At 66.4% G+C, this 26,871-nt stretch carries 23 protein-coding genes and 1 riboswitch; of the genes, 16 read left to right on the top strand and 7 right to left on the bottom strand.

Annotated elements, in window-relative coordinates; all coding sequences use genetic code 11:
- On the top strand, positions 1-1,149 hold the full coding sequence (locus Q8Z05_RS20710) for a D-alanine--D-alanine ligase family protein (protein ID WP_305941393.1): 1,149 nt from the start codon (positions 1-3) through the stop codon (positions 1,147-1,149).
- A 41-nt stretch (positions 1,150-1,190) separates the two neighbouring features.
- On the opposite strand, the gene Q8Z05_RS20705 is transcribed toward Q8Z05_RS20710, so the two are convergent.
- A complete protein-coding gene (locus tag Q8Z05_RS20705) occupies positions 1,191-1,688 on the bottom strand; it encodes a DUF3515 domain-containing protein (protein ID WP_305941392.1) in 498 nt (165 codons plus the stop codon).
- A gap of 51 nt (positions 1,689-1,739) precedes the next feature.
- Here Q8Z05_RS20705 and thiL point away from each other — a divergent pair, with 51 nt between their 5' ends.
- The 4 genes from thiL to rsmD are packed head-to-tail and all read left to right on the top strand — an operon-like array spanning position 1,740 to position 6,601.
- On the top strand, positions 1,740-2,765 hold the full coding sequence (gene thiL, locus Q8Z05_RS20700) for a thiamine-phosphate kinase (protein WP_305941391.1): 1,026 nt from the start codon (positions 1,740-1,742) through the stop codon (positions 2,763-2,765).
- Between the two features lie 22 nt (positions 2,766-2,787).
- On the top strand, positions 2,788-3,780 hold the full coding sequence (locus Q8Z05_RS20695; RefSeq protein WP_305943651.1) for a DAK2 domain-containing protein: 993 nt from the start codon (positions 2,788-2,790) through the stop codon (positions 3,778-3,780).
- Entirely contained in the window at positions 3,770-5,983 is a 2,214-nt protein-coding gene (locus Q8Z05_RS20690; protein ID WP_305941390.1) for an ATP-dependent DNA helicase RecG, read from the top strand. Before Q8Z05_RS20695 ends, Q8Z05_RS20690 begins: the two co-directional genes overlap by 11 nt.
- A gap of 39 nt (positions 5,984-6,022) precedes the next feature.
- Positions 6,023-6,601, top strand: coding sequence for a 16S rRNA (guanine(966)-N(2))-methyltransferase RsmD (gene rsmD / locus Q8Z05_RS20685; RefSeq protein WP_305941389.1), 579 nt, complete (start codon positions 6,023-6,025; stop codon positions 6,599-6,601).
- Here the strand turns inward: rsmD and Q8Z05_RS20680 are convergent, their stop codons facing one another.
- Genes Q8Z05_RS20680 through Q8Z05_RS20670 form a run of 3 tightly spaced genes read right to left on the bottom strand, consistent with a single transcriptional unit; the run spans position 6,602 to position 9,470 of the window.
- Complete coding sequence (locus Q8Z05_RS20680) at positions 6,602-7,387, bottom strand: spermidine synthase (protein ID WP_305941388.1); 786 nt, start codon at positions 7,385-7,387, stop codon at positions 6,602-6,604.
- A gap of 2 nt (positions 7,388-7,389) precedes the next feature.
- Positions 7,390-8,598, bottom strand: coding sequence for an aminotransferase class I/II-fold pyridoxal phosphate-dependent enzyme (locus Q8Z05_RS20675; RefSeq protein WP_305941387.1), 1,209 nt, complete (start codon positions 8,596-8,598; stop codon positions 7,390-7,392).
- Positions 8,595-9,470, bottom strand: coding sequence for an SDR family NAD(P)-dependent oxidoreductase (locus Q8Z05_RS20670; protein WP_305941386.1), 876 nt, complete (start codon positions 9,468-9,470; stop codon positions 8,595-8,597). Before Q8Z05_RS20670 ends, Q8Z05_RS20675 begins: the two co-directional genes overlap by 4 nt.
- 43 nt (positions 9,471-9,513) lie before the next feature.
- Between Q8Z05_RS20670 and coaD the strand changes: the two genes are divergently transcribed.
- The 7 genes from coaD to ftsY all read left to right on the top strand — a co-directional run bounded on the left by coaD (position 9,514) and on the right by ftsY (position 17,779).
- Positions 9,514-9,999, top strand: a complete 486-nt coding sequence (coaD, locus tag Q8Z05_RS20665) for a pantetheine-phosphate adenylyltransferase (protein WP_305941385.1) — start codon at positions 9,514-9,516, stop codon at positions 9,997-9,999.
- A 189-nt stretch (positions 10,000-10,188) separates the two neighbouring features.
- Positions 10,189-10,713 (top strand): YceD family protein, encoded by a 525-nt coding sequence (locus Q8Z05_RS20660; RefSeq protein WP_305941384.1) that lies wholly within the window; start codon positions 10,189-10,191, stop codon positions 10,711-10,713.
- A 36-nt stretch (positions 10,714-10,749) separates the two neighbouring features.
- Positions 10,750-10,953 (top strand): 50S ribosomal protein L32, encoded by a 204-nt coding sequence (gene rpmF, locus Q8Z05_RS20655; RefSeq protein WP_009356569.1) that lies wholly within the window; start codon positions 10,750-10,752, stop codon positions 10,951-10,953.
- A gap of 18 nt (positions 10,954-10,971) precedes the next feature.
- The gene (gene rnc / locus Q8Z05_RS20650; RefSeq protein WP_305941383.1) at positions 10,972-11,694 is read left to right on the top strand and encodes a ribonuclease III; all 723 of its coding nucleotides are present in this window, start codon (positions 10,972-10,974) and stop codon (positions 11,692-11,694) included.
- Positions 11,695-11,701: 7 nt separating this feature from the next.
- On the top strand, positions 11,702-12,697 hold the full coding sequence (gene mutM, locus Q8Z05_RS20645; RefSeq protein ID WP_305941382.1) for a bifunctional DNA-formamidopyrimidine glycosylase/DNA-(apurinic or apyrimidinic site) lyase: 996 nt from the start codon (positions 11,702-11,704) through the stop codon (positions 12,695-12,697).
- Between the two features lie 136 nt (positions 12,698-12,833).
- The gene (gene smc, locus Q8Z05_RS20640) at positions 12,834-16,502 is read left to right on the top strand and encodes a chromosome segregation protein SMC (protein WP_305941381.1); all 3,669 of its coding nucleotides are present in this window, start codon (positions 12,834-12,836) and stop codon (positions 16,500-16,502) included.
- A 62-nt stretch (positions 16,503-16,564) separates the two neighbouring features.
- Positions 16,565-17,779, top strand: a complete 1,215-nt coding sequence (gene ftsY / locus Q8Z05_RS20635; RefSeq protein WP_305941380.1) for a signal recognition particle-docking protein FtsY — start codon at positions 16,565-16,567, stop codon at positions 17,777-17,779.
- A gap of 13 nt (positions 17,780-17,792) precedes the next feature.
- Here ftsY and Q8Z05_RS20630 read toward each other — a convergent pair whose 3' ends face one another.
- Positions 17,793-18,953, bottom strand: coding sequence for an MFS transporter (locus Q8Z05_RS20630; RefSeq protein ID WP_371745990.1), 1,161 nt, complete (start codon positions 18,951-18,953; stop codon positions 17,793-17,795).
- Positions 18,954-19,309: 356 nt separating this feature from the next.
- Here Q8Z05_RS20630 and Q8Z05_RS20625 point away from each other — a divergent pair, with 356 nt between their 5' ends.
- Positions 19,310-20,662, top strand: a complete 1,353-nt coding sequence (locus Q8Z05_RS20625; RefSeq protein ID WP_305941378.1) for an ammonium transporter — start codon at positions 19,310-19,312, stop codon at positions 20,660-20,662.
- A complete protein-coding gene (locus tag Q8Z05_RS20620) occupies positions 20,659-20,997 on the top strand; it encodes a P-II family nitrogen regulator (RefSeq protein ID WP_011692333.1) in 339 nt (112 codons plus the stop codon). The genes Q8Z05_RS20625 and Q8Z05_RS20620 overlap by 4 nt, the downstream gene beginning before the upstream one ends.
- A gap of 78 nt (positions 20,998-21,075) precedes the next feature.
- On the opposite strand, the gene Q8Z05_RS20615 is transcribed toward Q8Z05_RS20620, so the two are convergent.
- Complete coding sequence (locus Q8Z05_RS20615; RefSeq protein ID WP_305941377.1) at positions 21,076-22,464, bottom strand: glucose-6-phosphate dehydrogenase; 1,389 nt, start codon at positions 22,462-22,464, stop codon at positions 21,076-21,078.
- An 84-nt stretch (positions 22,465-22,548) separates the two neighbouring features.
- On the opposite strand from Q8Z05_RS20615, the gene ffh reads away from it, so the two are divergent.
- Complete coding sequence (gene ffh / locus Q8Z05_RS20610; protein ID WP_305941376.1) at positions 22,549-24,141, top strand: signal recognition particle protein; 1,593 nt, start codon at positions 22,549-22,551, stop codon at positions 24,139-24,141.
- A gap of 34 nt (positions 24,142-24,175) precedes the next feature.
- On the top strand, positions 24,176-24,910 hold the full coding sequence (locus tag Q8Z05_RS20605; protein ID WP_305941375.1) for an alpha/beta fold hydrolase: 735 nt from the start codon (positions 24,176-24,178) through the stop codon (positions 24,908-24,910).
- Here Q8Z05_RS20605 and thiC read toward each other — a convergent pair.
- Positions 24,896-26,680 (bottom strand): phosphomethylpyrimidine synthase ThiC, encoded by a 1,785-nt coding sequence (gene thiC / locus Q8Z05_RS20600; protein ID WP_305941374.1) that lies wholly within the window; start codon positions 26,678-26,680, stop codon positions 24,896-24,898. The two genes, Q8Z05_RS20605 and thiC, sit on opposite strands and share 15 nt — an antisense overlap.
- Positions 26,675-26,782: riboswitch (TPP riboswitch) on the bottom strand. Its footprint overlaps the gene before it by 6 nt.
- Between the last annotated feature and the right edge of the window lie 89 nt (positions 26,783-26,871).

The following is a 26,871-nucleotide window of genomic DNA, read 5'->3' as shown; positions in this document are numbered from 1 at the left end:
GTGTTGGAAGAACAAGTGAACAAGATCGCCGGGTCCGGCCACGCCAAACCCCGCGTCGCCGTGTTGTTCGGGGGCCGTTCCAGCGAACACGCCGTCAGCTGCGTGACGGCTGCGGGCGTTCTCGGCGCGATCGACTACGACAAGTACGATGTGATCCCGATCGGTATCGCCAAGACCGGCCAGTGGGTGCTGGCTTCGGGGGACACCCGGCAATGGTCACTTTCGGCCTCCTCGCTTCCTGAGGTGGCGCCGTCGGACCGTACGGTAACGCTTGCCGAAATCGGCGGAGCGCACCAGCTGATCGTGGCTTCCCCGAACGAGGTTCCTCAGGAACTCGGCAGCGTGGACGTTGTCTTCCCGCTGCTCCACGGCCCGTTCGGGGAGGACGGCACCATCCAGGGGCTGCTTGAACTGTCGGACACCCGCTACGTCGGAGCCGGTGTCCTGGCCTCCGCCGTGGGTATGGACAAGCACTACATGAAGGTTGTTTTCGAAGCTGCCGGCCTGCAGGTGGGACCCTACATCGCGGTGACGGACCGCCAGTGGGTCACGGACCCCGAATCGGTCCGCAAACGCGTTGACCTGCTGGGGTACCCCGTGTTCGTCAAACCTGCCCGGGCAGGATCCTCCATGGGAATCTCCAAGGTGGACTCACTGGACGGCCTGGACTCGGCCATTGAAGCCGCCCGCGAGCACGACCTCAAACTGGTGATCGAAGCCGGAATAGTCGGCCGCGAAATTGAATGCGCCGTGCTCGAAGGACGCGGCACGGAGCCGCCGCGGACCTCCATGCCGGGAGAGATCGCGGTGGCGCCGGGGGAGCACGAGTTCTATGACTTCAATGCAAAGTACGTGGAGGACGACGCCGCCTCGCTGAGCTGCCCGGCCGACATCCCCGATGAGGCAATTGCCCGGGTCCGCGAGCTGGCCGCCGCCGCGTTCGACGCTGTCGGGGCCGAGGGCCTGAGCCGGGTGGACTTCTTTTACACTCCGGACGGCGAACTGATCATCAACGAGATCAACACCATGCCCGGCTTCACGCCGAAAAGCATGTACCCGCAGATGTGGGCCGCCTCCGGGCTGGGCTACGCGGAACTCATCGATGAACTGATCTACCTGGCGCTGAACCGGAAGACCGGGCTCCGCTAGCCGCCGTCGCGTCGCGGCCAGCCGCCGACGTCGCGTCGCGGCTATTGCCCGGTGGGCAGGTTCTGCAGCTCTTCCTGGCCCACGCAGTTCCTGGTGGCCTTGATCTTCCCGGCCGCCGCGGAGAGTTCAGCCAGAACGGTGGCGGAACTGATCTGGTCCGGGTCCATCAGGATCTCCGTCGCCGGTTCGCGGCCGAAGGTGGTCAGAGTCCATACCGGGTCGCCTTCCTTGATGACCCAGTCGATGCCGTTGACGCTGACGCAACGGTCGGTGGTGGGGCCGGGAACATTGACGCCGCAGCGCAGGATCACCTTGGACGGATCGCCCCAGGCAGCGGTTGCCTGGCTGTTGGTCTTCCGCAGCCCCGCATCACCCATCGTGTCCGGAAGGGCCACCATCATGGGGGCGCAGGCAGGGTTGGCCGCATCCTTGGCCGGTGCCACATCCACCACCGGGGCGCATCCGCTGAGGGCCAGCACCGCTGCTGCCGCCGGCAGGAGAAGCGAACGGAGGGGAAGCGGAGTGCGGGGCTGGTGCATTGTTTAAGCCTATCCCGGCTGGATGTCTGTCCCGGACTGTAGCGTAGTGGTGTGCCTGAATCTCACCTCACCGTCGCCGGACTTTCCGAATCCCAACTCCTGGCCAGGATTTTCCCCCGCCTGAACAACGGACCCGCGGAGGGTACGGCGCTTCTGCTTGGGCCCGGGGACGACGCCGCCATCGTGGCAGCCCCGGACGGCCGGACGCTGATCAGCATTGACACCCAGGTGGTGGACCAGGATTTCCGGCTGCTGTGGCGCAACGGATACCGGACCACAGGATTCGACGTCGGCTGGAAAGCCGCGGCGCAGAACCTCAGCGACATCAACGCCATGGGCGCGCGGTCCACCTCCATGGTGGTGAGCCTGACGCTGCCGCCGGACACGCCGGTTTCCTGGGTGGAGGATTTCGCGGACGGACTCTCGCGTGCCATCCGCGACCTTGGCGCCGCCGGGTGTTCCGTGGCCGGCGGGGACCTGGGCCGGGGCCGCGAATTGGCCGTGACGGTGGCCATTCTGGGCACCTTGGATGGCCGGGAGCCTGTGCTGCGCTCGGGTGCCCGCCCTGGACACACCGTCGCCCTGGCCGGAACGGCGGGGCATGCCGCGGCCGGTCTTGCGCTGCTTGAGTCGGGGGTTGGCGTTGAACTTTTGACGCCGGAGCTGCGAACCATCATGGACAGGCAATGCAGGCCGCTGCCGCCGCTGGCTGCCGGGCCGGCGGCACTCGCCGCCGGGGCCTCGTCGATGCTGGACATATCGGATGGACTGGTCCGCGACGGCGGACGCCTGGCCGCCGCCAGCGGCGTCGTCCTGGACCTCGATCCCGCTGCGTTGAAGCAACTCACAGAGCCGCTGGCCGCAGCCGCCGACGCCGTGGGCGGGGACCCCATGGACTGGGTGCTCGGGGGCGGGGAAGACCATGGACTCCTGGCCACATTCCCGGCGGACGTTCAGCTGCCCCGGGGTTTCGCTGCGATAGGCTCAGTAGAAGCCCCTGCACCAACGGAAGGCACGGGCGTGAAGATAGCGGGCCGGCCCGCGGACACTGTGGGATGGGATCACTTTGCAGACTAAGATTGCCGCCAACGCGCAAGCGATGAAGCGGTGGTTGGGCAAGGCCGAAACAGCGCTCGGGAACCACAGCGACCGCCTCAACGCCATCAACATTTTTCCGGTGGCTGACGGCGACACCGGCACCAACCTTTACCTGACGGTCCGCGCCGCGGCGCAGGCCCTCAACAGTCCATCCGGCGCCGGCTCCGCGCAGCAGTCCGGCGGGATGCCCGGCCAGCAGGACGTCGGCGCCGTGCTCGCCTTGGCCGGGCAGGCCGCAATGGAGCAGGCCCGCGGGAACTCGGGAACGTTGTTCTCAGTGTTCCTGTGCGCCGCTGCGGAGCCGTTGGCCGGTCACACCCGCCTCAGCTCACCATTGCTGGCGGCCGCGCTCAACCGGGCGCAGATCCGGGCCTGGTCCGCCCTGAGCGATCCCGTTCCGGGGACCATGCTCTCGGTCATGGAGGCGGCAGCGCGGGCCGCTGCGGGAGTGGACGCAGACCAGAACGGCGACGACAGCAACCATGTGCTGGGACTTGCCCTGGATGCAGCGGTCGAGGCTGCCCTCGAGGCCGTGGTCCGGACCGAGGACCAGCTCGCAGCCCTGCACGAGGCCCACGTCGTTGATGCCGGCGGGGTGGGGATGCTCCTCATCCTGGACTGCCTGCGTTCTGCGGTGCTCGGCGAAGAACTTCAAAGCGAAATGCTGGACGGCCTGCACGGCTACGACGTCCAGGATCCCCACATCCACACAGACATGCCCGACGACGACGGCGTGGAGGTCATGTGCACCATCAGCCTCTCGCCACTGGATGCGGCCACGCTGCGCCAGCGGCTGGATGAGATGGGCGACTCGGTGATCATGAGCCAGGTGGGAGGTGTAACGGACGCCGACGGAAAGTACCGCTGGCGCGTGCACGTCCATGTCCCGGCGCCTGAACCGGCCGTCGAACTGATCGGTTCCCTCGGAGAGCCCACCGAAATTTCGGTCAGCCAGCTTGCCCTGCCCCGGGACCCCGGCGGACATGAACGCTGAGCTGGATCTGGGCCTGGAACGCCGTATCGGCAAAAGGTCCGCGGCCGTCATTGAAAAACACCTGGGCATCACCACCGTCGGCGACCTCCTCAACTACTTTCCGCGCCGGTACCTCAACCGCGGTGAGCTGACGCCCATCAGCGAGGTGCCGCTGGATGAGGACGTCACCCTGATTGCGCGTGTCGTGTCCAGCAGCACGCGGGCCATGCGTGCACGCCGGGGCACCCTGACCGACGTCGTCATCACCGATGACGCAGGTACCCTGAAAGTCAGCTTTTTCAACGGATTCCGGGCCAAGGCGGAACTGCTCCCGGGGCGCCGGGCCATTTTCTCCGGCAAAGTCACACGGTACGCCGGCAGCCTGAGCCTTACCAATCCTGACTTCCAGCTTCTGGACGAGGACCCGGACATCCCGGGGATGGATCCGCAGAAGCTGGCCGCCATGCCCATCCCGGTCTACCCGGCCACAGCCAAGCTCACCAGCTGGTCCATCCAGAAAGTCATCTCCACCCTGCTGGACACCGTTGACCTCGAACAACTGGACGACCCCCTGCCGGCCGAGGTTTCGGCGCGGGAGAAGTTCCTGCCGGCCGCCGAGGCCTACCGCCTCATCCACGCCCCGCAGGTGCCCGGCGACTGGCAACGGGCCCGGGACCGCTTCAGGTACCAGGAGGCCCTGGTCCTGCAGTCTGCGCTCGCGCGGCGCCGGGCCCAGCTGGCGGCCGAGGAAGCCACCGCCCGCCAGCCGGTCACCGGCGGACTGCTGACGGCGTTCGACCGCCAGCTGCCCTTTACCCTCACGGCCGGGCAGGGCGCCGTCGGAAAGACCCTCGCGGAGGAACTTTCGCAGGACAGCCCCATGAATCGGCTCCTCCAGGGCGAGGTGGGTTCCGGCAAAACCATCGTTGCCTTGCGCGCCATGCTTCAGGTGGTTGACGCCGGCGGACAGGCCGCCCTGCTGGCTCCCACGGAGGTTTTGGCTGCGCAGCACTACGAATCCATCCGCCGGACGCTCGGTCCGCTGTCGCGCGACGGACTCCTGGGCGGATCAGGTCCCGACGCCGTCCAGGTCACGCTGCTCACCGGTTCCATGCCCACCGCTGCCCGCAAGCAGGCCATGCTGGACGCGGCGTCAGGCACCGCCGGGATCGTGATCGGGACGCACGCGCTGCTGAGCGACAATGTCTCGTTTTACGACCTCGGGCTGATCGTTGTCGATGAACAGCACCGCTTCGGAGTGGAGCAGCGCGACGCACTCCGGGCGAAGGCCAGCAAACCGCCGCACCTGCTGGTCATGACCGCCACGCCCATTCCGAGGACGGTGGCCATGACTGTGTTCGGCGACCTTGAAACATCGGTGCTGGACGAACTCCCCGCCGGCCGGGCCCCGATCTCCACGCATGTGGTGGGACTCGCCGAAAATCCGGGCTGGGCAGGCCGCATCTGGTCCCGGTCCAGGGAAGAGATCGATGCCGGCCACCAGGTCTACGTGGTGTGCCCCAAAATCGGAGAGGACGACGACGGCGACTTCAGCCCCGGGGAAGCGGAGCCGTCAGCCGCGGACCTGGAAGGCGACGGACCGGCCCGGGAGCTGGCGTCCGTCACAGCCGTCGTCGAATATCTCCAGGACGAACCGGCCCTGGCCGGCGTTGCCCTGGCACCGCTGCACGGCAGGCAGGATCCTGTCCTGAAGTCCGCAACCATGGCATCGTTTACGGCGAATGAGACGAAGCTGCTGGTGTCCACCACCGTGATCGAGGTGGGCGTCGACGTCCATAACGCCACGCTAATGGTCATCCTTGACGCCGACAGGTTCGGAATATCCCAGCTGCACCAGCTTCGCGGACGGGTGGGCCGGGGCGGGCTGCCCGGCACCTGCCTCCTGGTGACCACCCTGGAACCCGGCCACCCCAGCCGGCGCCGGCTCGACGCCGTGGCGGCCACCACGGACGGCTTCGAGCTGTCGCAGGAGGACCTGAAACTGCGGCGCGAGGGCGACATCCTCGGTGCCTCGCAGTCCGGCGGGCGGTCAGCGCTCAAGCTGTTGCGCGTCCTGGAACATGAGGCCGTCATTGCGAAGGCCCGTCAGGATGCCCAGCAGATTGTGGCCCGGGATCCGGGCCTGGCGGAGCACTCCGCGCTCGCGAAAGCAATTGAAGAGTATTTGAACCCCGAAAAGGAGGCATTCCTTGAGCGTGGCTAGTAGTTGGCGCAGGGCTGTAAGCGGCAGGAAGGCGCTCCGATGACTCGCATTATCGCGGGTGCAGGCGGCGGCATGCCGCTGGCCAGCGTGCCAGGTTCCATGACCCGCCCCACCACTGACCGCGTCAAGGAAGCACTCTTTTCACGGCTTGAGGCGTTCAATGTGGTGGCGGGCGCCCGTGTCCTTGACCTCTATGCGGGCTCCGGTGCGCTGGGCGTGGAAAGTGCCAGCCGCGGGGCGGAGACCGTTGACCTCGTGGAGTTCGATGGCAAAGCCAGTGAGGTCTGCCAGCGCAATGCGGATCTCGTGAACGGGGCAGTCGGCCGTAAAGTGGTGTCTGTCCACCGTTCACGGGTGGAGTCCTTCCTCGAAAGAACCGTGCCCGGCACCCTGTGGGACCTCGCATTCCTGGACCCGCCGTATCCGTTGGATGAGCCCGCCATGGGCGGGGTGCTGGAAGAGCTGTCGCCCTATCTGGCGGAGGGCGCCGTCGTGGTCGTGGAGCGGTCGTCCCGCAGCCCGGAGCCGTCGTGGCCGGCGTCGCTGGAACGGTTCGCCGAGAAGAAATACGGCGAAACCAAGCTATGGTTCGCCGAACCCGTGGGCGGGGGCAGCTGACTAGCCTGAGAGCGCGTCGAGGTCCACGCCCGCCAGTACCGTGGCGGGGTGCGGGCCGCGGGCGGTCAGCGCTGTGGTCCATTCCGCAGGCCACGGTCCCTGCGTGCCGGTGAGGATGATGTTGCCGGGATACCGGCCGGCGAACATGCCGGATTCCGCGAACGCCGCAACGCCGTGCATGGCTTGCCGCAGCGCTGCCACCTGGCTCCGGACCAGCGTGAGACCCGGTTCATCGCCCACGTTGACCACCAGAACTCCGCGCGGTGTCAGCTTTGCCGCTGCCTCCTCGTAGAACCCGGTGCAGGCGATGTGCTCCGGCGCCTCCGGCCCGGAAAAGATATCCAGGATCACGACGTCGAAACGCAGGTCCGCAGGGAGTTCCGCCAAAGCGTCACGGGCGTCGCCGATCAGCGTGTGCAGCACCGTTCCTTCGGGCAGCGGCAGCTGCTGCAGGACGAAGTCCAGCAGTTCGCGCTCGAGCTCGACGGCGTACTGTACGGACCCTGGCCGGGTCGCCTGGACGTAACGGGCGAGCGTTAGGGCTCCGGCGCCAAGATGAAGTGCGCTGACGGGCTCTCCGGCGGGGGCGGCCAGATCCACCACATGGCCGATCCGGCGGAGGTACTCGTAAAATATTTCGCCCGGTTCGGCGAGGTTCACATGGGACTGCTCAGCCCCGCCGATGCTCAGTACGTACGCCCCCTCGGTGAAGGCATCCGCTTCAATCGTTGCGTGCTGGCCGGTGGTCCGGAGGAACCGGGACCCTGCCGCTGGCCGTGCGGGCACCGTCACAGCCTGTCCCGGAGCGTCGCGAGCCGCGATGCCGCCTCTTCGAGGACCGATGTCTTCTTGCAGAAGGCGAAGCGGAGCAGGCTGCGGGTCCGCTCGGCCCCCTCGGGGTGGCAGAAGACGGGCACCGGAATGGCGGCGACTCCCACCAGCTCCGGAAGCCGCCGTGCCAGGTCCACTGAATCGGAGATCCCCAGGGGCGCCGTGTCCACATTCACAAAATAGGTTCCCTGCGGTGTGAAGACGTCCAGGCCGGCGGCCTTGAGCCCCTCGCTGAGGATGTCCCGCTTGCGCCGCAGGGTTTCGGAGATTCCCGTATAGAAGTCGTCGGGCAGGGCGAGCCCCACGGCGATGGCGCCCTGGAACGGCGTGCCGGAGCTGTAGCTCAGGAACTGCTTGACCGTCCTGATGGCGGACACGAGGTGTTCCGGCCCGCTGAGCCAGCCGATCTTCCACCCGGTGAAGGAGAACGTCTTGCCTGCGGAGGATATGGTGACGGTCCGCCCGGCAGCCCCCGGGAGGCTGGCCACGGGGATGTGCCGTTCCCCGAACGTCAGGTGCTCGTATACCTCATCGGTGATGATCACGGCGTGGTGCTTCGCGGCGAGTTCGACGACGCGCTGAAGCACCTCACGCGGAAAAACCGCGCCGGTGGGGTTGTGCGGGTTGTTGATGAGCACCACTTTGGTGCGGCTGCTGAAGGCCGCCTCCAGGGCCGCCATGTCCGGCATGAAATCCGGGGCGAGCAGCGGAGCGGTCACATGCGTGCCGCCGGCCAGCCCGATCATGGCGCCGTAGGAGTCGTAGAACGGTTCGAAGGTGAGCACCTCGTCACCGTGCTCCACCAAGGCCAGCAACGACGCCGCGATGGCTTCGGTGGCGCCGGTGGTCACGATGATCTCTGTCTCCGGGTCCGGCGCCAGTCCGTAGAACCGCTGCTGGTGTGCCGAGATGGCTTCCCTGAGGGGAAGGATGCCCTTGCCCGGGGCGTACTGGTTAGCGCCGGCGGCGATTGCGGCCTGTGCCGCCGCTTTGATCTCCGCGGGGCCGTCCTCGTCGGGGAAGCCCTGGCCAAGGTTGATGGCGCCGGTTCGGACCGCGAGGGTGGTCATCTCCTCGAAGATGGTGACGCCCAGGGTGCCGTTGGGTGCCAGCAGGTTGGCTCCCGACGCTGCCCGCTGCCACGGTGCCGGAACTGTTGTGCTCACTGTTTGCCTGCCTGTCGCTTGGTTACGGGGTTTTCAGCCCGACCGGTGAATCTTTCCATGCCCGCGTAGATCCGGAAAATCCGTCCGCCGATGAAATCCCATGCCCGCACCGGGAGGATTCCCCGCAGGACTTTGCCAAGGTTGGCCGTCGCCGGAGCGATCAGCAGAGGGCGGCCCGCCGCCATCGCCCGCCAGGCCCGCCGGACGGCGTCATCGGGAGTCATGAGGGGAGTGAGCAACGGGCCGCGGGCACCGGCGAACATCCCGGTGGAAATGTAGCTCGGGCAGAACGTTGTGACCCGGAGATGCCGGTAGCCCTCCTGCTCCAGTTCGATCCGCAGGGAGTCGCTCCAGCCCAGCACGGCCCATTTGGATGCCGCGTAAACACTCATCCTCGGGTTTGACACTGTGCCGGCCGCAGAGGCGATGTTCAGGATGCGGCGGGGACGCCCGCCGTCGGCCATCATGTCCGGAAGGAACGCCAGGGTGACATACATCGGCGCCAACGCGTTGACGTCCATGGTCAATGCGATGTCAGGTCCTGGCCGGTGGTCCCAAAACAGGGCGCCGCGCACGATTCCCGCATTGTTAATAAGGAGCGCGAGTGCGCCTTCCGCTCTGCACTCCCGCGCGGCCTCGGCGATGGCTGCCCGGTCCGCAAGATCCACCTGGCGGGCAACGGCACGGGCGCCGAGCGCAGTGACTTCGCGCGCAACGCCCTCCAGTCCGCCGCCGTCCACATCCCACAGGATCACCACTGCGGCGCCCTCCCGGGCGGCGCGTAGGGCGTGCAGCCGGCCCATGCCCATGGCCGCGCCGGTCACAAGAACCACGCCCCCTGCAACGGTGAAGGGAATGTTCGACTCGGGCATCCAGTCATGTTATCCCGCTCCGCGGATGCGGTAGGTTCGGAACATGAGACGTGCCGTATGCCCAGGCTCCTTCGACCCCATCCACAATGGCCACCTGGAAGTCATCGCCAGGGCTGCCGGGCTGTTTGACGAGGTCATTGTGGCGGTGTCCACGAACTACAACAAGAAATACCGCTTCACGTTGGAAGAGCGCATCGACATGGCGCGTGAGACCCTGGCGTCGCTGCGCGGAATCGTGGTGGAGCCGGTGGGGGAGGGGCTGCTGGCCGAATACTGCAGGCAGCGGGGCGTGTCCGCCATCGTGAAGGGCCTCCGCTCCTCGTCGGACTTTGACTATGAGCTGCCGATGGCAACCATGAACCGGCAGCTCAGCGGTGTGGAAACGGTCTTCCTTCCCACTGAGGGCCACTACCTCCACCTGTCGTCAACGCTTATCAAGGAAGTCTTTACCCTGGGCGGCAACGTGTCGGATTATGTGCCCCGGTCGGTACTGAAACGCCTGCTGGCGGGCGAGTCGTCGTCGGATTAGCCCGGCAGAGGGTAGGCTTGACCGGTACGCGACGGCCATGCCGGTTTTGCGGCCCATTCCCTGTTTGTCCCGCGGTGGTGAACCGTGCGCCTTGCAGCCGGTTTGAGTCCATCCGGAAGATCAGGCTAAGATAGTACGTCGGTCATATGTTCAACAGGAGTTCTCATTAAACGAGATGCTAGTTCGCCCTTGGCGTTCGACGTCAAGGACCTCGGACGCAGTCCGGGGAGCATGCGGACGCTGACGGAACATGTACCCGCACCAGGTGACCTTGGTGTGGCACTCATTGGCGTGCAGGAAGGCTCGGATGTCGAGCTGGATCTGCGGCTGGAGGCCGTACACGAAGGAATTCTGGTATCAGGAACCGCCCACGTCGAAGTAACCGGCGAGTGCGGCCGATGCCTGGATCCCCTTGCGTATGACCTTGAGGTCAATGTGCAAGAACTTTTCTTCTACGAGGACTCCCAGTTCTCCGCCGGAGAAGACGAAGAAGAGCAATATCGAATCGAGCACGATTTAATCGATCTTGAGCCGGTGTTGCGGGACGCAGTTGTAACCATACTGCCGTTCCAGCCGGTGTGCCGGGAAGACTGCCAGGGCCTTTGTTCCGAATGCGGAATACGCCTGGAAGACGAGCCGGGGCATCACCACGAGGTCGTAGATCCTCGCTGGGCCGCCCTAGCTGACTTGGCTAAGCCTGACCGGCAAAATTGATTTGTAAGTGTTTTTCTAGAGAGAAATGAGTTAGCCGTGGCTGTCCCGAAGCGGAAAATGTCTCGCTCGAATACCCGCGCCCGCCGCTCCCAGTGGAAGGCAACTGCCCCCCACCTGGTGAAGACCGTTGAGAACGGCCAGGTCACCTACAGCCTGCCGCACCAGGCAAAGGTCGTTACCGACTCGGCTGGCACTGCGCTGTTCCTTGAGTACAAGGGCCGCAAGGTCGCGGACGTCTAATCGGCCCACTGGCTGAACATGACGTCTTCAACTGAAGAGCTTTTGAAGCGTCTCGGTGTCTCAATTGACGCCGGGACGCTTCGTCTTGCTCTGACACATCGTTCGTATGCCTACGAAAACGGCGGCATACCCACCAACGAGCGCCTTGAGTTCCTGGGTGATTCCATCCTGGGCTTCTCCGTGACAGATGCCCTGTACCGCGACAACCCCGCCTTGCCTGAGGGTGACCTCGCGAAGCGGCGTTCAGCCGTGGTGAGTACCAGGGCACTTGCCGGAATCGGCCGCAGCCTGGGCATTGGTGACTACATTTACCTGGGACAGGGCGAAAAGCTCACCGACGGTAAGAACAAGGCATCAATCCTCGCCGACACCATGGAAGCGCTCATTGGTGCCACCTACGTGTCGAACGACATCGAGACGGCACGTCAGCTCGTCATGCGGCTGATCGGTCCGCTGCTTCAGGACGCTGCCGCCCTGGGTGCAGGCACCGACTGGAAAACCAGCATCCAGGAGCTGGCGGCCAGCCGCCAGCTGGGCAGTATCTACTACGCCGTGGAGGGCTCAGGCCCGGACCACGCGCGCACCTTCGTGGCCGTGCTCCGCATCGGCGGAACCGACTACGGGCAGGGTGCCGGACGCTCCAAGAAGGAAGCCGAGCAGGAAGCTGCCGCTGACGCCTGGCGGAAGCTATCGGCTGCCGTTACGGCGAGCCTTCCGGCGGAATCCGAAGCCGGCCTCTAGGTTTTCCGTGCCTGAACTGCCGGAAGTCGAAGTTGTCCGCCGCGGCCTGGTGAGCTGGGTCCGCGGCAGGACAATCACCTCCGTTGACGTCCTGGATCCGCGCTCCATCCGCCGGCACGCGCTCGGCGCCGAAGACTTTGCCGGCAACCTCGAAGGCGCCCGGGTCCTGGACGTGGTGCGCCGCGGGAAGTTCCTCTGGCTTCCGCTCGAGGAGGCCGCAGCAGAAGGAACAGGCCGTGTCCGCGCGGGGACAGACGGGACCGGGACAGAGGGGTCCCGGCGGCCGGCGGTTGCCCTCATGGCACACCTGGGCATGAGCGGCCAGCTCCTGATGCAGGATTCCGGCGTTCCGGACGAAAAGCACCTGAAGATCCGGCTGCGGCTCAGCCCGGCTGACGGCATGCCCGAACAGCTCAGGTTCGTGGACCAGCGCATCTTCGGCGGGCTGTTCGTCACGTCGCTGGTGCCGACTTCCGACGGCGGACCCGGCGGCCTCGGGGAGCTTCCTTCACCGGTCATCGCCGAAGAGGCCGCCCACATCGCGCGGGATCCCCTGGACCCGAATTTTTCCTTTGACACTTTCTACCGCCGGCTCCGGCTCCGGCGCACGGGGCTCAAACGGGCGCTCCTGGACCAGGGGCTGGTCTCCGGCATCGGCAACATCTACGCCGACGAGGCCCTGTGGCGGGCACGCCTGCACTACGCACGGCCTACCGACACGCTCCGCCGCGCCGAAGCGCTCAGGGTTCTGGACGCAGCCCGTGAGGTCATGCTGGACGCCCTTGCCGCCGGCGGAACCAGCTTCGATTCCCTCTACGTCAACGTCAACGGCGCCTCCGGGTACTTTGACCGGTCCCTCAACGCCTATGGCCGGGAAAAGCAGGAGTGCAAAAGGTGCGCTGCTGCAGGGCTAGTGAGCCTTATGAAGCGCGAACAGTTCATGAACCGGTCCTCGTACACCTGCCCCGTCTGCCAGCCGCGTCCCCGCAACGGCCGGTGGTGAGCGGGGCCCTAAATCCGGGCTTTGTCGTCCCCACGCAGTAGATTTAGGGCAGGACCAGCCGCTTCAGCCGCCGGAATTTGGCGACTCAGCTTTTAAGCGACGTAGAACTTAAGCCACTCAGGAGATCCGAACCACCTTGCACCTCAAGAGCCTGACCGTCCGCGGATTCAAGTCGTTCGCCTCAGCCACGACGTTCGACTTTGAGCCGGGCGTTACTGCAGTAGTCGGTCCGAACGGCTCCGGTAAATCGAATGTTGTGGATGCCCTGGCCTGGGTCATGGGCGAACAGGGTGCAAAGACACTGCGCGGCGGCAAGATGGAAGACGTGATCTTCGCGGGCACCTCCGGCCGCCCGCCGCTGGGCCGGGCCCACGTTTCGTTGACTATCGACAACACCGACGGTGCACTGCCTATTGAGTACAGCGAAGTGACCATCTCACGGACGCTTTTCCGCACGGGCGGATCCGAGTACGCCATCAACGGTGCCGGCTGCCGCCTCCTGGACATCCAGGAACTGCTCTCTGATTCAGGCCTCGGCCGCGAGATGCACGTGATCGTGGGGCAGGGACAGCTGGACAAGGTTTTGCACGCCACTCCGGAGGACCGGCGCGGCTTCATCGAAGAGGCAGCAGGCATCCTCAAACACCGCCGGCGCAAGGAAAAGACTGTCCGGAAGCTGGAAGCGATGCAGGCCAACCTGCAGAGACTGAGCGACCTCACCAGCGAAATCCGGCGCCAGCTAACGCCGCTGGGCAAGCAGGCGGAAGTGGCCCGCCGGGCCCAGAGCGTCCAGTTCGAAGTCCGGGATGCCCGGGCCCGGCTGCTGGCGGACGACCTCGTGCAGTTGCAGTCCGCCCTGGCCCAGGACGTGGCCGACGAATCCGCCCTGAAGGCGCGCAGGGTGGTTGTGGAGCAAGGCCTGGACCAAGGGCGTCAGCGCCAGGCGGGACTGGAACAGCTTGCCGCGGCGGCCACACCAAAGCTCAATGCCGCCCGGGACACCTGGTACCAGCTCTCGGCGGGGCGGGAAAGGCTGCGCTCCCTCGGCTCGCTTGCCGAGGAACGGCGCCGGTTGCTGGGTGCTGCGGACGAGCTCCCGGATTCCGGCCGGGACCCGGACCAGCTTGAGCGGAACGCCGCCAGGGTCCGCGAAGAACAGGCGGCCCTGGAAGACGGGATCCTGCAGAAACGCGCTGTGCTGGAAGCCGCCACGGCAGCCAGGCAGGACGCCGAAAGCGCCGCGAGTGCCGAAGACAAACGGTTGGCCGCGGTGCTCCGCGCTGCGGCCGACCGCCGCGAGGGACTGGCCAAACTGGCCGGTCAGGTGGGTGCCGCACGGTCGCGTGTTGAAGCCGCACAATCGGAACTCGGCCGGCTTCGGGAATCCCAGGCAGCCGGCGAGGAACGCCGGCGCCGCGCCCAACGCGAGTTCACAGCCCTGGAATCGCAGGTCGCGGGCGTCGAAGACGGTGAGGAGTCCCTTGATGCTGAGTACGAAGACGCCAGCGCCGACCTGGACGCAACCCTCAGGGACATGGAGGCACTGAAGTCAGCCGAACGCGAGGGGGAGCGGGAGCGCGACGCGCTGCTTGCCCGGCGTGACGCACTGCAGCTCGGGCTCAACCGCAAAGACGGGTCGGGACGTGTGGCCGGTTCGGGGTTGCCCGGGGTCATCGGGCCCCTCGCGTCGATGCTCTCCGTCGAATCCGGGTATGAAGCGGCAGTCGCCGCCGCCCTGGGAAACTCCTCGGACGCCGTCGTGGTCCGGGACGCCGGCACCGCCGTCGACGTGCTGCAGCTACTTAAGGACGACGACGCCGGGCTTGCCTCGCTGCTGCTGGCGGCAACGACCCGGCCGCCGGCCGGCGGTCTCCAATCCCCGGCTGGAGCAGCGCCGGCTCAAGGTCCACTTCCTGCCGGCGCCCGCTGGGCCACGGAGCTCGTGACCCCCTCTGCAGCCGGGCTGAAAGGGTTCCACTCCCTTCCGGATTTGGAAGACTCTGCGGCGGGCACGCTGCTGGACACCCTTCTGGGCACGTTGCTGGAGAATAAAGCAATTGTCGAGGACCTCGCGGCGGCAGCGGAGCTTATCCGCGCGCAGCCCGGGCTGACTGCCGTGACACGGGCGGGCGATGTCTTCACGGCTTTTGCCGTCCGGGGCGGCTCGGCGAATGCACCCTCGCTGCTGGAGGTGCAGGCCGCCGTCGATGATGCCGAAACGAGGCTGGCCGCGGTCAGCGCCGGACTTGAACGGACCCGGTTCGCGCTGGCCTCCGCCCGGGCGCGGAAGACGGATGCCCAGGAACGTGCGGATGCCGCCCTGGAGCGGCTCCACGAGTCCGATGCCCGGCTGGCGGCAGTCGCCGAACGGCTGGGGCACCTCAACTCGGTGCTGCGGAGCGCGGTGGGAGAGAGCGACAGGCTGAACGCCTCGCTTGCACGGGCCGAGGCGCACATTGTGACCGAGCAGGAGGCCCTGCAGGTAGCGGCAGCGCGCCTTGACGCGGCCCGGCAGGCCCCCGCGGACGAGGAACCCTCAGCAGAGCTCCGTGACGAACTCGCCCGGGCGGCATCCGTGGCGAGGGCGGCCGAAATGGAGGCCAGGCTTTCGCTGCGGAGTGCCGAGGAGCAACTGACGGCCACCCGCAACCGCGCCCTTTCGTTGGAGCGGGCTGCCGTGGCCGAGCGCCGGGCACGGGAAGAAGCTGCGCAACGTGCCCGCCGCCGCCAGCGCCAGGCCGGCCGGGCGGCCGCCGTGTCGGCTGCGGTGGAGCAGATCGTTGCTTGCATGGACGTCTCCGTGGAGCATGCGCTCCGCGCGCGTGACCTTGCAGAGGAAGAACGGGAGCTCAGGGACCGCGAACTTGCAGCGGCACGGTCGGAGAACGATGCCCTCAGCCGTGAGCTGGCGGAGCTGACGGATTCAGTGCACCGCGATGAACTTGCCCGCGCGCAGCAGCGGCTCCGGATCGAAGCCCTGGAACTGCGTTCGGTCGAGGAACTCGGATTGTCCCCGGACCAGCTCGTGGCGGACTACGGGCCGGACCAGCCGGTACCCGTGGCCGCGGGGGAGGCCGCTGACAAGTGGGCGGCCCTCCGGATGCCGGTGGACGAGGACGGAACGCCCATCCCGGAAGGCAAGCCCTTCGTCCGCGCCGAGCAGGAAAAGCGGCTCCGCAAAGCTGAGCGGGACCTTTCCTCGCTGGGACGGGTCAATCCGCTGGCACTGGAGGAATTCGCCGCCCTGGAGGAACGCCACCAGTTCCTCAGCAGCCAGCTTGAGGATCTTAAGTCCAGCCGAAAGGACCTGCTGGACATCATCAAGGAAGTGGATGAACGCGTCCAAAAAGTCTTTGCCGAAGCCTTTGCGGACACATCTTCCCAGTTTGTCCGGGTTTTCGCCCGCCTTTTTCCCGGCGGCGAAGGACGGCTCGTCCTGACCGACCCTTCGGACATGCTCACCACGGGCATTGAGGTGGAGGCGCGTCCGGCCGGCAAGAAGATCAAACGGCTGTCCCTGCTGTCCGGGGGCGAGCGCTCGCTGACCGCGGTGGCCCTGCTCGTGGCCATCTTCAAGGCCAGGCCTTCGCCCTTCTACGTGATGGACGAAGTGGAGGCCGCCCTGGACGACACCAACCTGGGCAGGCTCATCACGGTCTTCGAGGAACTCCGCGAGTCCAGCCAGCTGATTGTCATCACGCACCAGAAGCGCACCATGGAAGTTGCCGACGCCCTGTACGGCGTCACCATGCGCGGCGACGGCGTGTCAACGGTCATCAGCCAGCGCCTCGGCGCCGACGTTTAGCCCGCGCCGGCTCCCGGCCGGGGCTCGGACAGGGTCCCGTGCGATTGTGAGAAGCTAGGGGAGTGAATGACATCCTCCCCATAATTCTTGCCATCCTCGCTGCCCTGGTGGTCATTGGCGGACTGATCCCGGTCCTGCTGAAGACCCGCCGGAACATCACCAAGTACCCGGGCACCCGCGACGCCAACGATCCCGTCGAGCCGGTCCCCGGCGGGGGCGGAACGCTGGTGGAGGACCGTCCGGCGGTGATACCCGGGCGCCAGGCGCCCGGCGAAGCCGGCCTTGAAGGACTGGAGACAGCCGAGGTACCCGATGACGCGGCGGGCCTCGAAACCATTGCCGTGGAGACACCGCTTCCCGTTGCCGGACGTCTGACCAGGCTCCGCGAACGCCTGGTGAGATCCAACAACATCCTCGGCAAGGGCCTGCTCGCGCTCCTGTCCAGCGACAAGATTGATGAAGACGTCTGGGACGAGGTCGAAGAGACCCTCCTGCTGGCGGACCTTGGCACGGAGCCGACCATGCAGCTGGTCGATGCCCTCCGGGAGCGGGTCAAGGTGCTGGGGACACGCACCCCCGAGCAGGTGAAGGCCCTGCTGCGCGAGGAACTGATCAAGCTTGTGGACCCGACCATGGACCGCAGCCTCCGCACCGAACGCCACGCCGACAAGCCTTCGGTCATGATGGTGGTGGGTGTCAACGGCGTGGGCAAGACCACCACGGTGGGCAAGCTCGCGCGCGTCCTCGTGGCCGAAGACAAGGACGTCCTGCTGGGCGCAGCGGACACGTTCCGCGCGGCCGCGGCCGAGCAGCTCGCCACGTGGGGCCAGCGCGTCGGCGTTCCCACTGTGAAGTCCGACGTCGACGGCGCCGATCCTGCTTCAGTCGCCTATGAGGCGGTCAAGGCAGGCATCGACCAGGAAGTCGACGTCGTGATGATCGATACCGCCGGCCGGCTCCAGAACAAAGTTGGCCTGATGGACGAGCTCGGCAAGGTCAAGCGTGTCATCGAGAAGCTGGCCGAAGTGGACGAGGTCCTGCTGGTGCTGGACGCCACCACCGGACAGAACGGCCTGAACCAGGCCCGCGTGTTCTCCGAGGTGGTCAACATCACCGGCATCGTGCTCACCAAACTGGACGGCACGGCCAAGGGCGGCATCGTGGTCGCCATCCAGAAGACGCTGGGGGTTCCGGTCAAGCTGATCGGGCTGGGCGAAGGCGCGGACGACCTTGCTCCGTTCGACGCAGAGGGCTTTGTCGACGCGCTGCTGAACTAGGCAGCTTCCAGAGCTAGGCAGCTTGCCGGGCTGCAGGCCGCTGGAACGTCTCCCGCGCGAAAAGCCAGGCGGCTGCAGCCACGATCAGGACGCCCCCGGTCACGCCGAAGGCCCACCCGTACCCGAGCCGGTCCGCGAGGAGCCCCGCAAGGACCGGCCCGACGATGGCGCCGGCGTCGGACATCATCTGGAAGACCGCCAGCACCCGGCCGCCGGAGCGTCCGTTGCCGATCACATCCGCAATGGCGGCCTGCTGGGCCGGCCCCAGCAGGCCGGAACCTATTCCGGCGACGGCGGACGCCGCCAGGAACCAGGGCATGTCACCGGTGAGCCCGATGCCCGCTGTCGCCACACCGGTCAGCACCAGGCCGGCGATCAACAGCGGCTTGCGGCCCAGGGTGTCGGCCAGTTTCCCGGAGACCGTCAACGCCGCGGCGTTGCCGCCGGCAAAGACAGCCAGCGCCCAGCCGGCGGCAGCCGGTCCTGCTCCCAGCGCCGCCACGGCGAAAAGTGGAACGGTGGCCATGCGCACACCGAAAGTCGCCCAGCCGTTGGCGAAGCTGGAGAACAGGCCGGCCCGGTACGCGCTGTCACGCAATGCCTCGCCCAGGCCCATCGGAGGCTCCAGGCTTCCGTCCTTCCGCGACTTACCCGGGACGTGGCTCAGCTGGGTCTGAACCACGAGCGCCGCCAGGACCAGCGCTGCAGCGTACGCCAGGAACGGGATGCGGAGGCCGAAGCCGGCAAGCATGCCGCCCACAATCGGCCCGCAGACATTGCCGATGAGGAAGGCCGAGGCGTAGGCGCCGGAAACCCGCCCGCGGCTCTCCGGCGGGGCAAGCCGGACGACGAGCGCCATGGACGCGACTGTGAACATCACCGAGCCCGCGCCGCCCAGGCCCCGGAAAATCAGCAGCTGCCAGTAGTCCTGGGCGAAGGCGCACGCCGCCGTTGAGGCGGCGACGATCAGCAGGCCGGCCACGTAGACGGGGCGTTCGCCCAGCTTCACGATCAGGGCTCCGCCGGCAGGTGCGAACAGCAGCCGCATGAACGCAAAGATGCTCACGATCACAGCGGCAGCTGTGGCCCCGACGTCGAACGTAGTGGCGAACTGGGGCAATACCGGCGCTACGAGCCCGAAACCCAGCGCGATCAGGAACGCAGCGGCCAGCATCACCTTGATGTCGCGCGGCAGCCGGGTCGTGGAAGGCTGCCCGGCCGCGTCGGTGTGGTCGGATTGGCCGCCATTCCGGCGGGGCAGGGCCTTGCCGGGGCGGAAACGGTCGGTCATGGTGCCGGTGTCCTTGCAGGGTGCTGTGGAAGTGCGGTTTGGGACTGGTGAAACATAACCGTAACAAGCAGGATATGCACCATTTACTTCCGGGAGGTTCTTGTAACAACCCGGACATCTAATTCCTCCGCCGGCGAAACACGGCCCGGCAAAAATCGTCTTAGAACGCAAAAAGGCGTTGGGCAAGCGGAAGATTCCGCGGGATCAACTAAGCATCTAGGCAAGGGAGGACGTGCACCATGGAACTTACCGCAGGTCACGTATGGCTCATGGTTGCGGCGGCACTTGTGCTGTTCATGACACCAGGGCTGGCATTTTTCTACGGCGGCATGACGCGTGCAAAGGCCGCGCTGAACATGATGATGATGAGCTTCATCTCCATCGGTATGGTCGGTGTGGTCTGGGTACTCTGGGGCGCATCCATGAGTTCCGGCGAAGGATTCATGCAGATCGTCGGGAACCCGTTCGCAACGTTCGGACTCGAAGGCATCACCACTCCGGACGGTCTCATCAAGGTGGGCTACGCAGCCACGTTCGCCATCATCACAGTGGCACTGATCAGCGGCGCCATCGCTGACCGCGCAAAGTTTGGTGCATGGACCGTGTTCGTTCCCGTCTGGGTCACGCTGGTCTACTGCCCCATCGCCTACATGGTCTGGGGCGGAGGGCTCTTCGGCCCTGAAGGTGCTGTGGGCCAGGCCCTCGGCCCGGCCATCGACTTCGCCGGCGGTACCGTGGTTCACATCAACGCCGGTGTGGCCGCACTCATCCTCGTTCTGATCATCGGCAACCGCAAGGGCTTCGGCAAGGACCCGAACCACCGCCCGCACAACGTCCCTTTCGTGATGCTCGGCGCAGCCATTCTCTGGTTCGGCTGGTTCGGCTTCAACGGCGGCGCCGCCACCACGGCGGAACAGGGCGGCCTGATCTGGGTCAACACCCTCGCCGCTCCCGCAGCTGCCATGCTCGGCTGGCTCATCACCGAACGTGTGCGTGACGGCCACCCCACGTCCCTGGGCGCTGCCTCCGGTGTTGTCGCCGGCCTGGTTGCCATCACCCCGGCATGTGCAAACGTCAGCCCGGTCGGCGCGCTCGGCCTGGGCCTGGTCGCCGGTGTGGCTTCGGCCCTGGCAGTCGGACTGAAGTTCCGCTGGGGCTTCGATGACTCACTCGATGTTGTCGGCGTCCACCTGGTGTCGGGCATCATCGGCACCGTGGCACTTGGTTTCATTGCCCTCCCGGTTGAAGGCGTCGGCGGCGGCCTGTTCTACGGCGGCGGACTCACCCAGCTGTGGGCCCAGCTCGCAGCAGCAGGCATCGCCATCGCGTACTCGGCCATCCTGACCACCGTGATCGCACTGGCCATCCACAAGACGATGGGCTTCCGGGTCTCCCAGGAGCAGGAAGTTGTGGGCGTGGACCTCAGCCTGCACGCAGAGACTGCCTACGAATTCGGCGTCGGCGGCCACGGCGGGAGCTTCCAGCCCCTGCATGAACTGATCACCGGCAAGCAGGGCGACGAATCCGCCGCGGCAACCGAAGCCGGCAAGAAGACTGACGCAGCAACAGGTAAGGAAAGTGTGGGGGCATGAAACTGATCACAGCAATCGTCCGGCCGGAAAAGCTCGACTCCATCCGGGAGGGGCTCGAATCCTACGGCGTGCAGGGCCTGACGGTCAGCGCAGCCAGCGGATACGGCAGGCAGCGGGGCTACACCGAGGTGTACCGCGGGGCTGAGTACAACGTGGATCTGCTTCCCAAGATCCGCGTTGAGGTCCTGGCCACGGACGAACAGGCGGATGACATCCTGGATGTCATCATCGCCAGCTCCAACACCGGGCGTGCCGGAGACGGCAAGGTCTGGACGGTGGATGTTTTCGAAGCTGTAAGGGTACGCACGGGGGAACGCGGCTCGGCCGCCATCTAACCCACGCGAACGCGGAGCGGGCCGGCACCTGGAAGGTGCCGGCCCGCTTTTGCGTGCAGTGAGTTGTGCCTGCCGTGACTAGGCGGGCCAGCCGTCGGGGCCAGATGATCCGGCCGCATACTCCTCCAGCGGAACGCTGCCGCGGCCCCACGCCTTGATCACCGGCTCGATGATCCGCCAGCAGTCCTCCGCCGTGTCTGCCCGCACGGACAGCAGCGGATCACCGGTCAGGACACCCTCGAGGACTTCCCCGTACGGCAGCAGGTCGGAAGCGCTCAGCTCGGCGTTCAGGGTGGCCCGGTCCAGGCTCAGGACGTTGCCCGGGCCGTTGACGTCGACGTCGAACTGCAGTGTGTCCGGACCGAACCCGATGCGGAGCTGATTCGGCGAGTCGACGCCCGTGAAACCCTTGGGCAGGTGCGGCACCGGCTTGAAGGTGACCACTGCTTCCTTGCGTTTTGCCCCGAGGGCCTTGCCGGAACGGAGGATGAAGGGGACGCCCTGCCAGCGCCAGTTGTCGATGTCCACCTGCACCTCGGCCAGGGTCTCCGTGTTCCTGGCCGCGTCCACCCCTGCTTCCTTGGCATAGTCCGGCACCTTCCGCCCGTCGATGGACCCTGCCGTATACCGTGCACGCCGCGTGCTCGCCCGGTAGGGCGCCTTGATGCTGCTGGCTCGCAGGAGTGTGGCTACGGCGTCCCGGAGGTCACGTTCGTCCACGGACGCCGGCGGCTCAATCGCCATCAGCGCCATGATCTGCAGCAAGTGGCTCTGGATCATGTCCCGGAGCGCGCCGGCGGAGTCGTAGTAGCGGGCGCGGCCCTCCAGCGCCAGGTCCTCGTCAAAGATGACCTCCACCTTTTCGATGTGACCGCGGTTCCAGATCGGTTCCAGGAAAGTGTTGGCAAAGCGAAGGCCCAGGATGTTCAGGACAGTCGCCTTGCCGAGGAAGTGGTCCACCCGGTGGATGTGGTCTTCCGGGACCAGCGCTGCCAGGGTTTCATTGAGGTGCCGGGCGGACTCTTCACTGGAGCCGAACGGCTTCTCCATCACCAGCCGCGTGCCGGCGGGCACCTCCTCCGGGGCCAGCACCTCACAGGCCTTCTGGCTGACGTGGGGCGGAAGGGCGAAGTACACGGCCACCGGCGCTTCGAGGCCGGCCAACAGGGAGGCCAGCCCTCCGCCTGCTGTCACGTCAAGCTGGTGGTAGCGGGTTGTTTCCGCGATCCGCTTGAGCTCGCGCCTGCCGGCGGTGTCCGCCTGCGAATTGGAGTCGGCAAAGGACGTCTCAACGCGCTCCAGCCATTGTTCCTGGGACCAGGGATCCGATCCCGCACCCACGAGCGTGAGCCCGTCGGCACGCCCTTTCGCCGCGAGCCGGGCGAGTCCCGGCAGGAGCAGCCGGCCGGTCAGGTCCCCGGAGGCACCAAGGATAAGCAGGGTTTTTACAGTTGTTCGGGTGGCCATCCTGCCAGCATGCCATCTTGAAGGGCTGACTTGGTACCCTAGATAGTCGAGTCCCGATCATCCACTGAAAGAAGTGCACGGCGCGTGTTCAATTCACTCTCTGACCGGTTGACAGCAACCTTCAAGAATCTCCGCGGCAAAGGCCGCCTCACCGAGGCGGACGTTGACGCCACGGTCCGCGAGATCCGTCGGGCCCTCCTGGACGCTGACGTTGCCGTGCCCGTCGTGCGCGAATTCACCGGCCGGGTGCGCGAACGCGCCCTCGGCGCCGAAGTTTCCGGTGCCTTGAACCCCAGCCAGCAGATCGTCAAAATCGTCAACGAGGAGCTCGTTGAGATCCTCGGCGGCGAGACCCGGCGCATCCGCCTCGCCAAGACCGGGCCCACGATCATCATGCTCGCGGGCCTCCAGGGCGCCGGCAAGACCACCCTTGCGGGCAAGCTCTCCAAATGGCTGAAGTCCCAGGGCCACAGCCCCATGCTGGTAGCCTGCGACCTCCAGCGGCCCAACGCCGTAACGCAGCTCCAGGTGGTGGGCCAGCGCGCCGGAGTGCCCGTTTTCGCCCCGCACCCGGGGGCCACGTCCACTGAACTGGAGCACCCGGCCGGGGATCCCGTTGCCGTAGCCCGTGCCGGTGTCGAGGAAGCGCGCCAGAAGCTTCACGACGTCGTCATCGTGGACACCGCCGGACGCCTCGGCGTGGACGCCGACATGATGGAACAGGCGCGCCAGATCCGCCGGGCGATCGTCCCGAACGAAGTGCTCTTCGTCATTGACTCGATGATCGGCCAGGATGCCGTGAACACGGCGCTGGCGTTCGATGAGGGTGTCAACTTCACCGGCATCGTCCTTTCCAAGCTCGACGGCGACGCCCGCGGTGGTGCCGCGCTGTCCGTCGCATCGGTCACCGGCAAGCCCGTCATGTTCGCCTCCACGGGCGAAGGCGTCGACGACTTTGAGCTGTTCCACCCCGACCGCATGGCGTCCCGCATCCTCGACATGGGTGACGTCCTCACCCTGATCGAGCAGGCCGAGAAGTCGTGGGACAAGGACGAAGCGGCCCGGATGGCGAAGAAGTTCGCCGACCAGGAGGACTTCACCCTTGATGACTTCCTGGCCCAGATGCAGCAGATCCGCAACATGGGCTCCATGAAGAAGATGCTCATGATGATGCCCGGGGCGCAGAACATCCGCCAGCAGCTGGAACAGTTCGACGAACGCGAAATCGACCGGGTGGAAGCGATTGTCCGTTCCATGACCCCGCACGAGCGCGTTGCCCCCAAAATCATCAACGGATCACGCCGGGCGCGCATCGCCAAGGGCTCGGGCATGCACGTGTCCGACGTCAACGGCCTGCTGGAGCGGTTTGCCCAGGCGCAGAAGATGATGAAGAAAATGGCGGCGGGCGGCGGAATGCCCGGCATGCCGGGAATGCCGGGAATGGGAGGCGGCGGCGGAGCCCGCAAGGGCGGGGCCAAGAACGCACCCAAGAAAAAGGCCAAGTCCGGAAACCCGGCCAAGGCCGCCCAGGAGCTCCGTGATGCCGAGGCCAGGCGCGCGAACGCCAGCAAGGCACTTCCCACCGGTGCCGCCTTCGGGCAGCAGGGCGCGGACTTTGATCCGTCCCAGCTCAACCTGCCCAAGGGCTTCGACAAGTTCCTCGGCGGGAGCAAGTAGCTCCTGGCGGCGTACTTTGCCATAGGGTTGGGGCATGTTTAAGCAGCGCGTAGTGTTCGTCCACGGTTCGGGGGCCTTCGGGTCCGCCGCGTGGCCCAAGCAGCACGGCATGGCCCTGGCCTACGACGCTCTGTTCCTGCGCCGCCACGGCTTTGACGCGTCGGCGGAACCCCTCGACTCGGACTTCCATGCCGATGCCCGGATCGTGCTGGGTGCTTTGGCGGACGGGGGCCGTGGTGCCTCCGGCGGCCATGTGGTGGCGCACGCCCAGGGTGCCATCGCGGCCATGATGGCCGCCGTGGAGCGTCCGGACCTGGTGCAGTCCCTCGTCCTTGTGGAGCCTGCCTGCCTCTCCCTGACCGCTGAACTGCCTGCGAGTGCCGCGCACCGTGCCCTGATGCAGCCGCTGTTCGACGTGCGGCACCAGCTTGGCGACGACGACTTCCAGCGGGAATTCGTCCGGCGCGCGTTTTCCGTGCACAGCGATGGGCCGTCCACGCCGGAGGCGCTCAACGCCGCACGCCGGCTCCGGCTGCAGGCCCCTCCGTGGGAGGCGCCGCTGGACATCGTTCCGGGTGTCCCCACACTGGTCCTCACCGGCGGCTGGGAGCCGCTCTACGAGGAGATCGCCGGCTACCTGCGCGAAACCGGTGCCCAGCACCGCGTTGCCGCGGGCGGACACCGGCCCCAGGACTCGATGGAGGGCGACCGGTTCATCCGGTCGTTCATCGCAGAAGTCAGCCGCCGCCAGCACTCACGGGCGTCGTAGCTGCAGCTCCGGGAGATAGACTTTTCCGCCGGCTGCCAGGAATTCGTCGCTCTTTTCCCGCATGCCTGCCGCCATCTCGGCGAGGGCGGCCTGGGCCTCGGCTGAACCGTATTCGTCCCTGATGTCCTGGCTGATGCGCATGGAGCAGAACTTGGGCCCGCACATGGAACAGAAATGCGCTGTCTTGGCCGGTTCTGCAGGCAGCGTCTCGTCGTGGAAGGCTTCCGCAGTGACAGGGTCCAGCGAGAGTGCAAACTGGTCCCGCCAGCGGAATTCGAACCGGGCCTTGGACAATGCGTCGTCACGTTCATGCGCGCCCGGGTGGCCCTTGGCGAGGTCCGCCGCGTGGGCGGCGATCTTGTAGGTGATCACACCGGTCTTCACGTCGTCCTTGTTCGGCAGGCCCAGGTGTTCCTTCGGCGTGACGTAGCAGAGCATGGCCGTGCCGTAGCGGGCGATTTCCGTGGCGCCGATCGCGGACGTGATGTGGTCGTAGCCCGGGGCGATGTCCGTGACCAGGGGCCCCAGGGTGTAGAACGGTGCGCCCTTGCAGAGTTCCTGCTGGCGTTCCACGTTTTCGCGGACCAGATGGAACGGCACGTGCCCCGGTCCCTCCACCATCACCTGCACGTCGAACTCCCAGGCGCGCTGGGTCAGTTCCGCCAGGGTATCCAGTTCGGCGAACTGGGCCGCGTCGTTCGCGTCCGCCGTCGCTCCCGGGCGCAGACCGTCACCCAGGGAGAACGCGACGTCGTACTTGGCGAAAATTTCGCACAGCTCGTCGAAGTGCGTGTAAAGGAAGTTCTCCTGGTGGTGCGCCAGGCACCAGCCGGCCATGATGGATCCGCCGCGCGAGACGATGCCAGTCACACGGTTGGCCGTCAGCGGCACATAGCGCAGCAGCACTCCGGCGTGGATGGTCATGTAGTCCACACCCTGCTCACACTGTTCGATCACCGTGTCGCGGAAGATCTCCCAGGTGAGTTTGTTGGCTTCGCCGTTGACCTTCTCCAGCGCCTGGTAGATGGGCACGGTGCCAATCGGCACGGGGGAGTTGCGGATGATCCATTCCCGGGTGGTGTGGATGTCGTCACCAGTGGACAGGTCCATCACCGTGTCGGCACCCCATTGGGTGGCCCACTGCAGTTTGTCCACTTCTTCGGCGATGGAGCTGGTCACGGCCGAGTTGCCGATGTTGGCGTTGATCTTGACGAGGAAGGCCTTGCCGATGATCATCGGCTCGGATTCCGGGTGGTTGATGTTATTGGGGATGATGGCGCGGCCGGCAGCCACTTCGCTGCGGACAAGCTCCACGTCGCAGTTTTCGCGGAGGGCGACAAACTGCATCTCGGGAGTCACCACACCCTGCCGGGCGTAATGCATCTGGGTGACGGTCCTGCCGTCGACGGCGCGGCGGGGCACCGGCTGCGCGCCCTTCCACTCCGCCGAGGCGGCACCGCGGCGCACGGCGGACCTGCCGTCGTCGAGCAGGTTGCGTTCCCGGCCGCTGTACGGCTCGGTGTCGGCCCGGGCTTCAACCCAACGGGTCCTGAACGGTTCGAGCCCCACCACGGGATCGCTGCCCGGCCCGGCCGTCCGGTACACCCGGAACGGCGGGTTTGCTGTCCCGCCCGGCGAGTCCTCCAAGGCAATCTCGGTCACCGGCACGCGGATCCCGGTGGCTTCGTCGTTGATGAATGCCAACGAATGTGACTTCAGGGACTGCGTTTCTTTTTGGGCAGGGGAGAGCTGTGTTTCTGGTGTATTCACGGAATACTCACTTCCTTCGCCGGCATTACCCGGACAGGTTCAACGGTCGCAGGCTGCATCAGCCCGATCTCAGCCCCTGCAAGGGCACCCGTGTGGTCGTAGACGAAGCTACCACAAGGCATCGCGAGGGTCCCCAACAACACCGGCTGTGACACCGGGCGCAGGGTGCGAGGCGGTGACGGGACGGGCAG

This window comes from Arthrobacter oryzae, assembly GCF_030718995.1.
Classification (GTDB): Bacteria; Actinomycetota; Actinomycetes; order Actinomycetales; family Micrococcaceae; genus Arthrobacter; species Arthrobacter oryzae_C.
Note: the sequence above shows the minus strand (reverse complement) of the source record. Positions and strands in the feature narration are given on the sequence as shown.

Bases quoted from the DNA above. Each gene is read 5' to 3' on its own strand.
- Q8Z05_RS20705 (WP_305941392.1), bottom strand. From the start codon at position 1,688: ATGCACCAGCCCCGCACTCCGCTTCCCCTCCGTTCGCTTCTCCTGCCG.
- Q8Z05_RS20695 (WP_305943651.1), top strand. From the start codon at position 2,788: ATGAAGCGGTGGTTGGGCAAGGCCGAAACAGCGCTCGGGAACCACAGC.
- Q8Z05_RS20690 (WP_305941390.1), top strand. From the start codon at position 3,770: ATGAACGCTGAGCTGGATCTGGGCCTGGAACGCCGTATCGGCAAAAGG.
- rsmD (WP_305941389.1), top strand. From the start codon at position 6,023: ATGACTCGCATTATCGCGGGTGCAGGCGGCGGCATGCCGCTGGCCAGC.
- Q8Z05_RS20670 (WP_305941386.1), bottom strand. From the start codon at position 9,470: ATGCCCGAGTCGAACATTCCCTTCACCGTTGCAGGGGGCGTGGTTCTT.
- coaD (WP_305941385.1), top strand. From the start codon at position 9,514: ATGAGACGTGCCGTATGCCCAGGCTCCTTCGACCCCATCCACAATGGC.
- rnc (WP_305941383.1), top strand. From the start codon at position 10,972: ATGACGTCTTCAACTGAAGAGCTTTTGAAGCGTCTCGGTGTCTCAATT.
- Q8Z05_RS20630 (WP_371745990.1), bottom strand. From the start codon at position 18,953: ATGCTGGCCGCTGCGTTCCTGATCGCGCTGGGTTTCGGGCTCGTAGCG.
- Q8Z05_RS20625 (WP_305941378.1), top strand. From the start codon at position 19,310: ATGGAACTTACCGCAGGTCACGTATGGCTCATGGTTGCGGCGGCACTT.
- Q8Z05_RS20620 (WP_011692333.1), top strand. From the start codon at position 20,659: ATGAAACTGATCACAGCAATCGTCCGGCCGGAAAAGCTCGACTCCATC.
- Q8Z05_RS20615 (WP_305941377.1), bottom strand. From the start codon at position 22,464: ATGGCCACCCGAACAACTGTAAAAACCCTGCTTATCCTTGGTGCCTCC.
- Q8Z05_RS20605 (WP_305941375.1), top strand. From the start codon at position 24,176: ATGTTTAAGCAGCGCGTAGTGTTCGTCCACGGTTCGGGGGCCTTCGGG.